Source organism: Nostoc sp. CHAB 5836 (genome assembly GCF_020829445.1).
Classification (GTDB): domain Bacteria; phylum Cyanobacteriota; class Cyanobacteriia; order Cyanobacteriales; family Nostocaceae; genus Nostoc.
Window position 1 is genome coordinate 1 of sequence record NZ_JAIVFV010000165.1, and the last position, 15313, is coordinate 15313.

The 15313-nt window shown below is 40.3% G+C and carries 15 protein-coding genes; 6 read left to right on the forward strand and 9 right to left on the reverse strand.

Translation table 11 applies throughout. The features are described 5' to 3' along the window. Nucleotides 1-28: 28 nt before the first annotated feature. The 5 genes from LC605_RS25190 to LC605_RS25210 form a co-directional block, all read right to left on the reverse strand. Nucleotides 29-418, reverse strand: a complete 390-nt coding sequence (locus tag LC605_RS25190; RefSeq protein ID WP_229550233.1) for a hypothetical protein — start codon at nt 416-418, stop codon at nt 29-31. 17 nt (nt 419-435) lie between these two features. Next, complete coding sequence (locus LC605_RS25195) at nt 436-639, reverse strand: hypothetical protein (protein WP_229550234.1); 204 nt, start codon at nt 637-639, stop codon at nt 436-438. After that, a complete protein-coding gene (locus LC605_RS25200) occupies nt 632-790 on the reverse strand; it encodes a hypothetical protein (protein ID WP_229550235.1) in 159 nt (52 codons plus the stop codon). Before LC605_RS25200 ends, LC605_RS25195 begins: the two co-directional genes overlap by 8 nt. A 537-nt stretch (nt 791-1327) precedes the next feature. Continuing rightward, entirely contained in the window at nt 1328-1543 is a 216-nt protein-coding gene (locus tag LC605_RS25205; protein WP_229550236.1) for a hypothetical protein, read from the reverse strand. A gap of 104 nt (nt 1544-1647) precedes the next feature. Then, nucleotides 1648-2262: a hypothetical protein gene (locus LC605_RS25210; protein ID WP_229550237.1), complete on the reverse strand. Its 615-nt coding sequence runs from the start codon at nt 2260-2262 to the stop codon at nt 1648-1650. Nucleotides 2263-2412: 150 nt separating this feature from the next. Between LC605_RS25210 and LC605_RS25215 the strand changes: the two genes are divergently transcribed. After that, the gene (locus tag LC605_RS25215) at nt 2413-2622 is read left to right on the forward strand and encodes a helix-turn-helix transcriptional regulator (protein WP_229550238.1); all 210 of its coding nucleotides are present in this window, start codon (nt 2413-2415) and stop codon (nt 2620-2622) included. Nucleotides 2623-2876: 254 nt separating this feature from the next. Next, nucleotides 2877-3245: a hypothetical protein gene (locus LC605_RS25220; protein ID WP_229550239.1), complete on the forward strand. Its 369-nt coding sequence runs from the start codon at nt 2877-2879 to the stop codon at nt 3243-3245. Here the strand turns inward: LC605_RS25220 and LC605_RS25225 are convergent. Further along, nucleotides 3242-6691: a CHAT domain-containing protein gene (locus LC605_RS25225; protein WP_229550240.1), complete on the reverse strand. Its 3450-nt coding sequence runs from the start codon at nt 6689-6691 to the stop codon at nt 3242-3244. The genes LC605_RS25220 and LC605_RS25225 overlap by 4 nt on opposite strands. 721 nt (nt 6692-7412) lie before the next feature. Between LC605_RS25225 and LC605_RS25230 the strand changes: the two genes are divergently transcribed. Both LC605_RS25230 and LC605_RS25235 read left to right on the forward strand, forming a co-directional pair. After that, a complete protein-coding gene (locus LC605_RS25230) occupies nt 7413-7778 on the forward strand; it encodes a nuclease-related domain-containing protein (protein WP_229550241.1) in 366 nt (121 codons plus the stop codon). Nucleotides 7779-8151: 373 nt separating this feature from the next. After that, on the forward strand, nt 8152-12942 hold the full coding sequence (locus tag LC605_RS25235) for a CHAT domain-containing protein (protein ID WP_229550242.1): 4791 nt from the start codon (nt 8152-8154) through the stop codon (nt 12940-12942). A gap of 34 nt (nt 12943-12976) precedes the next feature. Here the strand turns inward: LC605_RS25235 and LC605_RS33130 are convergent, their stop codons facing one another. Beyond that, nucleotides 12977-13108, reverse strand: a complete 132-nt coding sequence (locus tag LC605_RS33130) for a hypothetical protein (RefSeq protein ID WP_267868660.1) — start codon at nt 13106-13108, stop codon at nt 12977-12979. Between the two features lie 51 nt (nt 13109-13159). Between LC605_RS33130 and LC605_RS25240 the strand changes: the two genes are divergently transcribed. Continuing rightward, a complete protein-coding gene (locus tag LC605_RS25240; RefSeq protein WP_229550243.1) occupies nt 13160-13576 on the forward strand; it encodes a XisH family protein in 417 nt (138 codons plus the stop codon). Beyond that, nucleotides 13564-13899 (forward strand): XisI protein, encoded by a 336-nt coding sequence (locus LC605_RS25245; RefSeq protein ID WP_229550244.1) that lies wholly within the window; start codon nt 13564-13566, stop codon nt 13897-13899. Before LC605_RS25240 ends, LC605_RS25245 begins: the two co-directional genes overlap by 13 nt. A 153-nt stretch (nt 13900-14052) precedes the next feature. Here LC605_RS25245 and LC605_RS25250 read toward each other — a convergent pair whose 3' ends face one another. Both LC605_RS25250 and LC605_RS25255 read right to left on the reverse strand, forming a co-directional pair. Beyond that, the gene (locus LC605_RS25250; protein ID WP_029633885.1) at nt 14053-14391 is read right to left on the reverse strand and encodes a XisI protein; all 339 of its coding nucleotides are present in this window, start codon (nt 14389-14391) and stop codon (nt 14053-14055) included. Then, nucleotides 14382-14792 (reverse strand): XisH family protein, encoded by a 411-nt coding sequence (locus LC605_RS25255; protein ID WP_229550245.1) that lies wholly within the window; start codon nt 14790-14792, stop codon nt 14382-14384. Before LC605_RS25255 ends, LC605_RS25250 begins: the two co-directional genes overlap by 10 nt. Between the last annotated feature and the right edge of the window lie 521 nt (nt 14793-15313).

Below are 15313 nucleotides of genomic sequence, written 5' to 3' on the forward strand. Positions count from 1 at the left end.
GGCATTCATTCAGGTGAACGCTTTTGTATTAATCAGAAGTTTCTCGATTCTGCTCTAACTCCCATTGCAAATAGGTGAGCGCAGTTTGAGCATCAGCAATGTTTAAATCTGGTTGATACCCTGTTTCTAGTAGTTGCTTGTAGTCTGAATGCCAAGCAATAAGAGATATCAGGGTTTGAGCTTGTTCAAGTAATTGGCTGAGATTGGAATTAGACATTTCAAAGCCGAGTCTGGAACAGAAATCTCTGGCTTTCACCCCGATAGTTCCTGGTTCAATTTCTGTGGTTAACTCTTCAAGTAGTGATTGAAAACTAGGATGTTCATCGTTAATTTCAATCTCAAATAAATCTGTGCTTTTCGTAACAGCAGTTACCCAATCGGGTAATATTTGTGGAATAGTTTTGGTGTAAAGTTTCATGATTTTTTCCTTTGGGATTAACAATCCTCTGCAATCTCCAACAGAAAACCGCATCCCGTGTTCTGCACTTGCACCAGTTCTTTATCCAGCAGTGTTTGAATGACTGAGTTTGAGACTTGGAATTGAAGAGAGTGCAGAGGAACGCAACCACCACAAAGTTGAAGTAAACGCAGCAGGTGATTCGCTCTACGGTCAAAGTTATTGTTTACTTCTTTAGCCATTGGTTGCACCTAACTGTTGTTGGAGAATGACAATTTGACGTTGGTAAAACTCAATCTCTGCGGTGATTTGTGAGACTAATTCCTGTGGGGAGAGCAGTTGGATTTGATTTTCTTCAAAGTGGAATAATTCGTCAGAATTATTCCGCGACATCAGCGCATAGCGCCACCCAAAACAATTATCAATTCGCAGTTCGCAATTCGCAGTTAAAGATAATTGCGAATTGCGAATTGCGAATTGTCCATTGGGTAGTAGTGAAGCCCCAGAATGATGCCCTGTTGTGTACGTTGTTCCAGAGCAAAGCGGGGATATTCCCAGTGTTTGGGTATCGTAATTGTGGGTTGCATTGATTTAATGGGGAAAAAGTTGAATAAGCGAGTAGTTGATGAGTGATCGCTGTGTTTGTTTGATCGTAAATAAAAGGGTTTAAGACCCCAACCATTACACGTAGCGCGGAGTCGGAGCCACTCCGCCTCCGGTCAGTTTCAGTCGGGGTTTAAATCCCCGTCGGAAAATGTCTTTAATTACGAATTACTTTCCTTGTGCCGAGCGACTTGTACTCTTGCTAGTCGAAGTAAGTCGAGGTATTACGAATTACGAATTATTTAAGTCGAGCGATCACTCTTGTCTGTGCGAGAATTCAGGAGTCAGAAAAGAATCACGATAAAAGTGCGGGTATCTGCTCCTGTATCATTTCTTTTTGTTTGGCTGATTTGATTCTTCAGTAAATGCCCATGCAGTAATCCCAATTTGACCTTGTAAATGTTCGGGAAATTCCTCTATTTTTGTGTTTTTTGTGATTTGCTCAAGACCTGAGCGTTCACCAAAATTCCTTTCAATCAATTCAGTTAGCTCCGAAGCATTTAGTGTCGTGCGCTTGGACAAATCTTCAATCGTTGGTTTCATAATGTCTTAGATGAATTGAGATTGGTGAAGATATGCTTAGAGGCGATGCCGAAGGCGAGCGTTCGCTTTCGCAGTTGTCAAGCAATCGCCTAGAATGAGAATAATTACACCCTCACTAACTCCCGACTTTCTGCAACTGGCTCATACTCCCGTAACCGTTGCCATTCTTCGATTGTCAATTCATCAAACGGTCGGTCTAGCAGTTCCGAAAAGTCAGCGTTGTTGTAAATCCCATCATTGAGAATTTCAAACCCGTACGAATGGCACTCGTTGAAAATCTCCGCCATGATTGCGTTCTCAGCAGGGGAAGGTGTGTCTGTAGCGTTTTGCTCTTGTACTGGTAGTGTGCCGTCTTTGTAGTGTGAGCAGATGTAATGGTGACAAAGTATGTTCGTAGAAGCACGGTGGATTTCTTTGCTGTTCACCATTACGACCCAAGGTCGCGTTAGGTCGTCGTCGTAATGGATTGCAGCGATCAACTTATCCCCAGCGTAGTATTCGTGGTCGTAAAAGCTGATTTCTATGGGTGTCAGTGCTATGTTCGCTGGGGTGATGAATTTTTCAGGGTGGGCGGATTGGTGAGCGATGATTGCGTTTATCCACGTTTCACTACCTCTCTTGTCCCCGGTGGGTGTTATGCCGAGTTCGGCGGCGATCGTTTTCAGGCGCGGGAGGGTGTAGCGTCGAAGAGCTTGCTGTGTGTAGGTTCGATGTGTCATGATAAAGTTTCCTTATTATTAGGGACAGAGAAAGCGCTCTAGATTACCAGTCCGGGCGCTCTCTCTATATTTATTATTACTAATTAACTGGTACTTGTCAAGTGTGTAGTACCAGCTAGTTGTACTATATTAATGGTGTAATCTATTGGTATGAATATGAAAGAACTAAGGCTAAGAGCAGGTAAAAGAGCAGAAGAAATAGCCGTAGAGCTTGGCGTAGCCGTCTCTACGGTTCGGAATTGGGATCAACTGAAAACAGCTCCTCGCATGACCCCTGTAGGACTTCAAAAACTCATGCAGGTGTACAAGTGTACTTTTGATGAGCTAGTACAAGCGGAACTGGAATCTGAAAATGCTTGACCTCCAGCCTATTAATTAGTCCTCTGACCTAGTATAAATACCAGAAAAAGGCGTGAAATTACCCAATTTTCCAGGTGAATTGTTCTAGTTGTCCAAAAAATTTGCGCGATGGCACGGAGTGTCCGCCTACGCGAGCGCACACCAAAATTACCTCTACTCGTTGATATCGTGTCAGCGCTAAATCTCTAAATTCTGTGTTAGATGTATAATTACCCAAGGCTTTGTGTATTTATTTACTGATTAAAAACTATTAAATGATTACTGTTACACCAGAAGAAATTAGTCAGTTTCGCAGCCAGTTGGCGGATAAACCCCAGGCTTTAGTAGCCTTGGATACGATAGAAGAATGTGAAGGTTATTTGGACGATGCTGTTCCACTGCTGGCTATGCGGGAAACTGCACAGGAAGAAGATAAATCGTTAAATGATTGGTTGGAAAGATGCCGTCAATTTGTCTGTCAGGATGAAGTTAGGGAAGCCTTGGAATCTGGATTGCTTGCTCCAGCAATTGAAGCGATCGCTATTGGTGCTTCCATTCCTCCTGGTATAGCAACTGCAATTAGTATATGCGTGTTTAAATTGAGTGCGAAAAGGTTTTGTAACGTACCGGAATCTGGTGCTTAAAGTCCAGAAGCCGTAAATCCAGCCCAGTAGTAAGGATTTGCAAACGGTAGGGGTTGACGTTGGTTGATTAGTTTCCAAGATTCCTTAACTCTTTTTCGTTGTCCTTTTCTCAATTGAGCAAGGACTGTTTTAATTTCAGGTTTGTGTTCTTCTTTAAATATCTGTAATTCCTCAATAGTCAGATTTCGCAGCCATTTTTGAGAATTTTTAAGGGCTATGGCAACATCTCCAGCTTCCAATTTATAAAGTTTGGCTAAGTTTTCGTAGAATTTAATCATCAAAAAGCTGGTAGAAAGGTCATTTACTCTCCAGAGGGAACTAACGACACTGGGACTACCTGCTAATAGAAAACCACTAGGTAAACCAATGTATTCGTCGCTGGTATTGCGAAAATCAATCAATCCAGTTTCGCACGCGGAAAGAGTGACGAGGCGACATTTTTCTAATTTGAGACTGAAGATTTTATCTAAGGTAAGGCATTTGTCTAAATCATGGGTTTCACCCAATCGCAAATTTAGATAACGTTCAGAGTCCGGTTTTGTCGGTGCGTCAGCAACGGGTGCATTTGCTAAAATTAGTGCTGATTTACCGGGATTGCTTAAGTTAAAATACCCGTGACAGCTAAAGTGGGCGCAGTGGTAAGTGTTTAAGTCAGTATTATTAATTGCTGTGAGTGTCGCTGCTGTTGTTTTCAGGACGTTGGAAGTATTAGAGTTAAAGTAGCTTTGAATAACTTGTACTTCTAAATCGGTGTAATTCAGGTCTTCTGTGGGGTTTTGAATCGCAAACAGGGATTGAAAATCAGGACGTTGTCGCATTTGCACTTGTTGCAGTAGTTGACAACTGGGTACATAACCCACACCACGAGGGAATAAATCCAGAAGACAACGCGAATTTACAGAATTTTGACTTACCGGGAGTGCATGAAGGGGGAATAAGTGCAGAAACCAATGGGGAATTAGGATGACTTGGTCGCAGTGGCTTGGTATCTGGGTTAGTATTTCATCAATGTGCAGAATCGAAGCTAATTTTTTGAGTTCTTTCCCTAAATTATTCTGCCACTGGTGTTTTTGATTGTAGTAGTTCTGCAAATATTGATTTAACCAATTTTCTAAAGCTTCTCGATCTTCTGGTTGGGATTGCCAAACTGTTAGCTCTCCTCTAGGTTTGATAATAAATGCTAGAATCTTATCGTTGAGAAGATACCACTCGATAATGGCTGTACGCTCATCCAAAGTAGCGTGGAAGGGGTCAAATTTGAAATTATAACCAACGGGTAAATAGCGGTTTTGCAATTCATTACGCTGCTGTCGCAATTCTTGGAGATGTTTTGCTAAGACTGTTGGATTTTCAGCTTTACCATTTTGGATTTGGTATTGTCCTATGGTTATTTCATCCCTGTATGTTTCTAATTGAGTAACAACATCCGGAGGGAAGATGCTTTTAGAGTCACGTTCGAGGATTTGTTCAACTAAATTGCGGGTTTTACTACGTTCAACATATTCAATTGCTTCTGTAATGTTGCTTAATTCTATGCAAACTTCTACCATGCGGCTATAAAGTCTGTTCCATTCTTCCGCTTGCTTGCGTTTGCTTTCCTCCCCAGAAACTATTTCTTCTCGCAAAGATTGTACTGTGGCAATAGCAGATGCAAAAGTAGTGTAAGCGGAGGTAAACTGGTTTGCATTTTGGTAAGCCATACCTAGGTTCACTAAAGTCTCTGCATAGTGTTGGGGAAAGGCTTCGCGGGTTCTGACAGTCAGAGCAGCAGTATAAGCTGCGATCGCCTGCTCTAAATTCTTAGCCACATCCTCGCTCATTCCATTAGTGTAAGCATTGCCGAGATTATTCTGCGTCATTGCCCACTCATAAGGAAAAGCGTCAAACGTATAAATTTTGAGTGCTTCCTCATAAGCAGTGATCGCTTGTTCTAAATTCTCAGCCCCTCCCCCTCTGATTCCGTTACGGTAAGCTTCACCAATATTCAATTGTATTCTTGCCCATTCATAAGGAAAAGCGTTAAACGTATAAATTTTGACTGCTTCTTGATAAGCCGCAATCGCTTGTTCTAAATTCTCGGCTCGCTCTCCTATAATTCTGATTGAGTAAGCATTACCGAGATTATTTTGCGTAGCTGCCCAATCATAAGGGAAAGCGTCGTAAGTCCTGACTATAAATGCTTTTTGGTAAGCAGTTATCGCCATTTCTAAATTGTTTGACCGCTCGCCTTTAATTCTATGACGGTAAGCTTCGCCAAGATTATTCTGCGTCATTGCCCAATCAACAGGAAAAGCCTCAAACGTATAAACTTTGAGTGCTTCCTCATAAGCAGCGAGCGCTCGTTCTAAATTATCTGCCCGATCACCTCTGATTCTGTAAATATAAGCACTGGCAAGATTCATTTGCGTCATTGCCCAATCAACACGAAAAGCATCAAACTTCCTAACTCGCAATGCTTCCTCATAAGCATCGATTGCTCGTTCTAAATTCTCGGCTCGCTCTCCTGTGAATCTTTCCAAATAAACATTGCCAAGAAGATTTTTCGTGCTTGCCCATTCATAAGGAAAAGCGTCAAACGTATAAACTTTGAGTGCTTCCTCATAAGCAGCGATCGCTCGTTCTAAATTCTCGGCTCGCTCACCTCTGATTCTGTTACGGAAAGCTTCACCAAGATTAGTTTGCGTCGCTGCCCATTCATAGGGAAAAGCGTCAAACGTATAAACTTTGAGTGCTTCTTGGCAAGCGGTGATCGCTAGTTCTAAATTCTCAGCCCGCTCTCCTCTGATTTTGTAAAGGTAAGCCTCACCGAGATTATTTTGCGTCGTTGCCCATTCATAAGAAAAAGCATCGTAAGTCCTGACTTTCAGAGCAGAATGGCAACAAGCGATCGCCTGCTCTAAATTTTCAGCTCGCTCACCTCTTATTCTCATACGGAAAGCTTTACCGAGATTATTTTGCGTCGCTGCCCATTCATAGAGAAAAGCGTCAAAAGTATAAACTTTCAGAGCAGAATGGCAACAAGTGATCGCCTGCTCTAAATTTTCAGCCCGCTCTCCTCTGATTCTTTCAAGGTAAGCAACACTGAGATTATTTTGCGTCATCGCCCAATCTTGAGGAAAAGCTTGCTGGGTGTAGACTGTCAGCGCGACTTCATAACCAGTGATGGCAATTTCCATATTGCTGGCTTTGTTACCTAAGGGGAATTCACTAATTCTTTTACTAAAAAGGACAATAACTGCTGCTAGGGATTTCGCCTCATCTGCTTTTGCTTCCCCCAGTGTATTTGTCCCCCACTGGCGTAGTATTTCTGGTAACACCCCGTCGAGTTTGTCTGTATTCTTTGACAGCAAGGGGTAAACTACCTGCACGTCACCCCTACTTTCTATGGTTGCTTGTTGTAGCTCCATTAATAATTGGAAATATGCCTGCTGACGCTGTTCGTTCATGGGTAAGGGCGTGAGAGATTGCACTTTTATTATGAGAATAATTTAACTCCAACCGCAAGCAACTCTGGAAATTGATGGCAGATTTAAACACGCCGCTGATTAATGAATTGCGGTTCTTCAGTACTTGTTATGCCAAATTATTAGTAACAACTATCAAAAAATGTATCAAAAATTTGATACAAGTATTGTGGTAATTGACACGTAAGGAATATTTATTGTTAACTGTAAATATGACTCAGAACATTTTTATGTAAATTTACAGTTATGGCTAGCAAAAAAGATATTAAAATTTTAACAGAACTTCTTAATTTAGACGATATAAAAGTTATATCCCATCGTCTTCACGAGCTCCCGCTCTGCAACTGGCTAGAAATGAACAAAACCAAATAAAACCTCAGAAGATGAAAGATGCAGATAGCTGGCATTGCTTCTTTGGCGATCGCTCGTTTGTGATCATCAGTTGACTGTTCAGTATATTAATATACCTTGCAGTAATACATCCAGAAGTTTTTGGAGTTGTTGGGGAAGCTGAATCGCGCTTATTTGACAGTTTTGGAAGAGAAATTCTTGAAGGTTCTGGAGTCGGAAATTAGAGATTGATGCAACAAATAAACCTGAAATCATAGTTTAATTTTTAATTCGCAGTATATTATTGTAGGCAATTGCCAAGGAGTTTATACTAAAGATAAAGTAGAGTAATTTATTCTACTTAGTTAATAACATGAATAAACCTGTTAATGATTCAGAAGAATTTGTTTACCAAGTCTGCAATAAATCCTTTCTTTCTCTATGGAGCTATGCAAATCCTACAGGTAAGAATTCCAAAGAGCTATGTGATATTCTTGTTGTGTGTGAACCAGATATCATTATTATTAGTGTCAAAGATATTAAGCTAACTGATAGTGGCGATATTGAAACGGATTGGCAACGCTGGCTTAGGAAAGCTGTTAAGGGTTCAGTAGATCAAATCTATGGTGCTGAAAAACGCATTAAATTGGCATTGAGCCGAGATATGTGTTTTTTCCGGCAAGATGGTCTGAAAACTCTTATCCTGTCTAGGTTTGAAAAATTGCTACAGGAGAGTTAAAAAGTCGTTATTTACAACCCAAAATCAAGCCTTTCCAGGTCATCTTGCAGGTTTTTACACGAATCTCGGTGCTATGCCTAATAGTCTTATTGACAAGATGCGGCCGCCCTGCTTCGTTAGCGTGGAAGTTGTCCTCCTTTGCAGATTATCAGGTTCTCCAATATCTGTGAAAAGTTCTGCTCAAAATCATCACCATGCGTAAAAACTCCCCACCTTATGCGTATAAGAATTTGAAGTATCTGGGAGCAAAATCATCATGTCCCTTCAGAAGAATCAAAAGTCAGATTTGACTGCTTATGTAATAAAATACCAATAATTTCTGCGTTTCTTTTCAACCCATTAATCCAAAAAAGTCAATCTGTTTGCATCGACTATGAAAAAGTTAGTTATCCTTCAATTTGATGGTGAGTTTTCTAAAGGATATAAAGTAACTTTAGAAGTGGGCGAAGAGGGAAAACGTCCTGACTTTAGAATCAGGGGAGAACTACCTCAAGCTCTTGAGATTATTCAATGTTTTCAAAATTGGCGTGATATTTACCGCAGTTTGGATGGACAAACTCGGATTAAAAAACTTGGCGCTAGGAATGTAAATATTGATGATTTGAAACAAAAATGCGATGAGCGATCGCAAAGCTTACTTAATTCTTTTAATTCATGGTTACAATCACAATCTTTTAATCATATCAAAAATTGCCTATATCGACAAGATTGGGATAGGGAAGATGAAATTAGGGTAATTCTTAGTACAGATTGTCAAGAACTACGTAAACTACCTTGGCATTTATGGAATGGGTTTTATGCTATACCTTATTTCCGTATTACACCCTTAGAAGTTGCTTTAAGTGCGCCGGATGCTGAACGCAGAGAACGACCATTTAGAGAAAAGATTAGAATTTTAATTATTCTGGGTGATAGTACGGAAATAAATGTTAAAGCGGATGAACAACTACTACAAAAATATTGTGGTGATGCGGAAATAGTCACCATTGTAGAGCCATTGCAGCAGGAACTAAATAATTATTTACAAGATGAAATTGGTTGGGATATGTTGTTTTTCTCCGGACATTCTCAAACCCAGGGGACACAGGGGCGAATATTTCTCAATCATCATGATAGTTTAACGATGGCAGAATTGAGAGATACCCTGCTTCCAGCGATCGCCAAAAGATTGCAATTAGCAATTTTTAATTCTTGTGATGGTTTGGGAATCGCAAGAGAGTTAGAAAGTTTGCAGATTCCGCAAGTAATTGTCATGCGCGAACCTGTTCCCGATAAAGTTGCACAGGAGTTTTTAAAGCATTTTTTAAAATCATTTACAGGCGGCAGTTCCTTGTGTATTTCTGTGGGATATGCAAGACAACAATTACAGAGGCTTGAGTCACAATTTCCCTGTGCGAGTTGGTTACCTGTAATTGTCCAAAATCAGTTAGAAGTGCCGCCAACATGGCAAAGTTTGGGCATTACTCGCAGTCCATATCGGGGTTTGATGGCATTTCGGGAAGAAGATGCAGAAAATTTCTTTGGACGAGAGGCGTTTGTTGAGCAATTGGTAATTGATGTTACCCGTAAACCTTTGGTTGCAGTAATTGGTGCTTCTGGTAGTGGGAAATCTTCGGTGGTGTTTGCTGGGTTAATTCCCCAACTGCGGCAGAATAATATTGTAGGGGATAATGGTGGTTCGGACTGCGATCGCTCTATGGGCAGCTCCCTCCTGGAGCATCGCCAATGGCAAATTATTTCTTTTCGTCCGGGTAAGAACCCTTTTGAGTCTTTGGCTATAGCCTTGGAAGAATTCAGGGGAATAGCGGCGGAATTGCTCACTTCGTCAGATGCTCAAATTTTACAACGTAGACAGGAATTAGAGCTAGAAATTGACTTAAAACGCGATATATCTGGTCTACAAAAAATTATTGCAGATGTTCTTCACACCCTATCCCCTACTCATCTTCTGCTAGTTATTGACCAATTTGAGGAAGTTCACACCCTTTGCCCAAATGCTCAAGAGCGTCAAATTTTTATTGATAGCTTGCTGGATGCTGTTAATCATACCCCTTGGTTTACTTTGCTGATTACCTTAAGGGCAGATTTTTTAGGTAAAGCCATGTCTTACCAACCTTTGGGCAAGGCTTTACAAGATTATCCCCCTTCCTTGCTAGTACCGATGAATCGTGACGAATTAGAAAAGGCAATTATTCAACCTGCGACAAGGTTTTCTGTGGAGTTGGAGGAGGGTTTGGTTAATAAGTTGATTGATGATGTGGGTGCGGGGGAGGGTAGTTTACCTTTACAGCAGTTTGCTTTGACGCAATTGTGGGGAAAACAACGTCCGGGATTGTTGACGCATCAAGCTTATACAGAAATCGGTGGAGTAACGCAGGCTTTAAAAAATCATGCAGATGTTGTTTATGCTGGGTTGAGTGGGGAGCAACAAAAAAGAGCGCAACGGGTGTTTATTCAGTTGGTGCAACCAGGGGAAGGTACGGAGGATACCCGCAGGTTGGCGACTCGTGATGAGGTGGGGGATTATTGGGATTTGGTGACGTTGTTGGCTAATGAGCGTTTGTTGGTGACGAACCGTAATCAGTTGGTTGAGGATACGGTGGAGGTTGTGCATGAGGCTTTGATTCGGAATTGGGGACGGTTGCGGGGGTGGATGGATGATAATCGGGAGTTTCGTGTTTGGCAAGAACGGTTGAAGGTGGCTTTGCAGCAATGGTTGGAGAGTAATAAAGATGATGGGGCTTTGTTGCGGGGTGCGACTTTGGCTGTAGCGGAGGATTGGTTGCAGAAGCGGGGGGAGGAAGTTAGTAAACCGCAGCGATGGTTTATTGAGAAGGGTGTGGGGTTGCGAGAGAGGGAGAGGAAGCAGAAGCAGAGATTGCGGAAGGGTATTATTGCTGGGTTGGTTTGTGGTTTGGTGGTGATTTCGGGATTTGCTGGGGTGAGTGAGATTCGTAGGACTGATGCGGAAATTGGTAGATTGAGTGTTACCGCAGAAAAATATTTTGCACAAAATGACCATGAAGCAGCGTTAACAGAAGTTATTAAAGCTGGAAAACTACTAAAAAATATTTGGAAACCTTGGATAACGTCAGAAAATCGAATGCTGGCTGTATCCACATTGCAGCAGGTGGTAGATGAGTTTCCAATAAAAACCCTTAAAGGTCATGGTCATACAGACGAAGTTAATAGTGTCCGCTTTAGTCCTGACGGTAAAATCCTTGCTGCATCCAACGACTATACGGTGAAACTTTGGAATATTAACACAGGTAAAGAAATCAAAACCTTTGGAACATCCTTTGTTCGTAGCGTCAGCTTTAGCCCGGATGGCAGAACCCTTGCTTTCGCAGGAAATGGTATAACACTGTGGGATACTACAACTGGTAGGAAAATTAAAACTCTTATGGGTAATTCCGTATTTAATGATGTCAAATTTAGTCCCAATGGTAAAACTTTTGCTTCTGCATCACACTACCCATTCGTGACAATTTGGGATACTACAACTGGTAGGAAAATTAGAGACCTTGAACATGGACACCGTGTTAACCAAGTCAGCTTTAGTCCAGATGGTAAAATTCTTGCTTCCACATCAGATGACCAGAAGGTGACACTTTGGGATACTTCTAATGGCAGAATACTTAAAACCTTTGAAGAAGAAGATCAGGTTGTGTATGTAAGCTTTAGTCCAGATGGCAAAATTGTTGCTTCTGCATTATCATTAGGTTCTCAGATAACGATTAGGGACGTTTCCACTGGTAAAATCCTAACTTTCTTGAATCATTCAGGTTACATTATGGGCATCAGCTTTAGTCCCGATAGCAAAACTATTGCTTCCGCATCGAGTGACAATACAATACAACTTTGGGATGTCAATACTGGCAATGTAGTTAGTACTTTGAGAAGCAACATAACCTGGCGGACTGAAAGTATCGCCTTTAGTCCTATCAGTTTTAGTCCCGATGGCAGAACTATTGCTTTTCCATCAGATAAAAATACTGTGAGACTTTGGAATATAAAAAATACTACTAGAGCAAAAACAATACTCCATTGGAAATTATATGACATTTTTACGGATCATATAGATGGAACAAAAACGAAAATTTCTTCCGTTAGAAGTTTCAGTTTTAGTTCAGATAACAAAATTGTTGCTGGAATTGTTTATGGAAACGCATATGGCTTTCAACCTGGGGGTAGCGTAAAACTATGGAATACTTCTAATGGAAAAGAAATCAGAACCCTTCTTCTTGGAGATCAAGTTATTATAACGGCAATCAGCTTTAGTGTCGATGGCAAAACTATTGCTTTAGCATTGGATGATGGTACGATAACATTCTGGGATGTCAGCACTGGCGAAAAAATCAAAACATTCAAAGATTATACAATCTCTGTTAATATTGACTTTAGTTCAGATGATAAAACCCTTGCTTCCGCATCGAGTGACGGTACGATAACACTGTGGGATGTCAATACTGGCATAAAAATCAAAAACCTTTTAGCTCGTGCAGACTCAGTTGATGGTAATGGCTTTTATCCAAATGTTGACTTTAGTCCAGATGGTAAAATCCTTGCTTCCACATCACTTGCTGGTACGGTAAAACTGTGGAACGTGGATACTGGTAAAGAAATCAAAATCCTCAAAAGCCACGCTGGTAGAGTTTTTGGTTTCAGTTTTAGTCCAGATGGCAAAATACTTGCTTCCGCATCAGATGAAGGTACTATGAAACTGTGGAATGTGAACACTGGTAAAGAAATCAAATCTTTCAAAATTCCTCCTCACTATTTCGGTGAGAGCGGTGTCATTTTTAAGCCAGAAAGTCCTCCTTACGATTTCGGTGAGAGCGGTGTCAGTTTTAGTCCAGATAGCAAAACTATTGCTTATGTATCTTGGGATAATACAGTAAAACTTTGGGATGTAGATACTCGTAGAGAAATCAAAATCCTCAAAGATCATGCGGGCAGCATTTTGGATATCAAATTTAGTGCTGATAGCAAAACTCTGGTTTCTTACGTATCTGAAGATAATGCAGTTGTTTTGTCTGTTTTGTCAAATTTTGATTTAGATAATTTGCTGGTGCGGGGGTGTGGATTGATACAAGACTACCTGGAAAATAACTCCGATGTCCGCCCAGAAGATAGACATTTATGTGACGACATCAAGCGTTGATTTGTTATTACTAGACTTGTGAATATTGATTGAATCAAAAAGTGCGATCGCTTGACGATGCGGGTTGAATTAAAAGTGCAATTGGTACGGTTTTGTGAGGTGCGTAGGCGTAGCCCGTCGTAGACATCGCTTGGTAAGTTGGGTATAAGCCAATAGCACTTTGCACACCTTAACTATGAGGTAGAATGGTAATACTCCCAGATGAATAAATTAAGTTATGTCAGCGAAGGATAAATTTCACGATATTGTGAGATTAGCTTTGGAAAAAGACGGGTGGAATATTACAAACGATCCTCTGTATATTGATTTTGGTCAAGTTCAGATGCGTATCGATTTGGGAGCAGAGAAGTTACTTGCAGCAGAAAAGGAAGGAGAAAAAATTGCTGTTGAAATCAAAAGTTTTCTAAATCCATCAGCTATCACTGATTTTCATCTTGCTTTGGGACAATTCCTTAACTATCGTACTGCTCTTAGGGAAAAAGAACCAGAACGTAACCTATATTTAGCAGTTGATGCAGAAACCTATAATGATTTTTTTACGCTTCAATTTCTACAGCTTCAAATTCAAGAATTTCAATTAAAACTAGTGATTTACGATACTGAAACTGAGGAGATAGTAAAATGGATAAGTTAGAAAAATACAGGGAATACATTCAGCAAGTTTTGACAAAAAATGGTAGTTATAAACCTTCTTATGGTGATGTAGAAGTAGAACAAATATTTGATACTGTACGCGACCATTATCAACTTGTTAATGTAGGCTGGGAAAATAAACGTCGTGTGTATGGTTGTTCAATACACATTGATATCAAGAATGAAAAAATTTGGATTCAGTGGAATGGAACCGAGATAAATATTGCGGAAGAGCTAGTTTTAATGGGAGTTCCAAAACAAGACATTGTTATCGGATTTCATTCACCTTATAAAAGACAGTTTACAGATTTTGCTGTGGGTTAGCAAATAATGAATAAAAAAGCTATGGGCAAAGTTTTGTGAGATGTGTTAGTGTTAGCTTCGCTATACTGCGTAAACGCGCAGCGTGTCGCTTTGGGACTCAGGTCAACGAAGTTATCGCTTTACAGTACAGGTTAAATTATATAATTGTATTTTTCAACTGCCAAACTCAGTAAACTGACGTATATAAGGTTCATGAAACGCCAAAATAATATCTTGCTTAGGTACTCCCATTTCCACTAATTGATTAGCAATTCCAATTTCAGTACCATCATGTTGAATCCAAATTTTCCCATCTTTAATATCAAGATGTAAAATGCAACCAAAATCCCGTTTATTTCCTCTCCAACCGACGTAAAGTAATTGATAATGGTCTTGTTGTTCGTCAAAAATTGTTTGCACCTCATACTCTTCATATTTTCGTGACATTGAAGCTCGCTTTTGCCGTTCGGAAAGAAGGTGTTTAATATATTGTCGATATTGTTCTACAGCCATTGACTAATAATCTCCTGCTCTACATCGTAAATCACCAATCGTAATTGATATTTTTCAACTGCCGATATAATAAATTTTCGTTGAAAAAAAGTTTCATAAACAGGCAATCTTACGGCTAAATAAAGTAGGCGATCGGGTTCAATTTGATCTAAAGCATCTCGATAATTTAAAAATTGTCCCAAGGCAGTATGAAATTCGGAAACATTCGATGGACTAATAAAACTTTTAATTTCTACCGCTATTTTTCGTCCTTCTCTCTCTGCTCCTAAAAGTTGCTCTGCGGCTAAATCAATCTCAAAATCCACATCATCGACATTAATTTCGTAGGGGTCTGCTGTAATATTCCAACCGTCTTTTTCTAAAGCGTTTCTGACAATATTATGAAATCTATCTTTTGCCATATAAGTTTACTATGTAAGCATTTAGGCTATTTCAAGGTAGATAATACACAATATTTGCTCTGCTTCCTATTTTAACTTAATGGTTAGCTTGACAGTGGGGACTGGAAGTATGTCAGCGATACCTACGGCACACTTCGCTCCTGCTCCTGCTTCTGTAGCCTCGTACTACAAAAATAATTTTCAAATATTTTCCCAAAAACTGCGTAAAAGCTCCCCATCTCCTTCGTAGAAGGGTTTAAAGAGGTTGGGGAGGAATTACCATGCATCGATAAAAGTCGAATATATTCCCGCGAAAAGCTCGCTACCTGGGATATTTTACCGCGTGGTGTTGCGTTGCTCCCGTCGAAGGTGCAAATTTCCCAAAACTCAAACAACTATTTACCCTACAGTATTCGGGGGGCGAGTAGTAATGGAACAGAAAACCGGGATAAGAAAATAAAGTAAAAAATATGGACAAAATTTCACCATGTATATACATAGACCGAACCCTTGTTATTCCGTTAATGATAGGTCTTTACCAT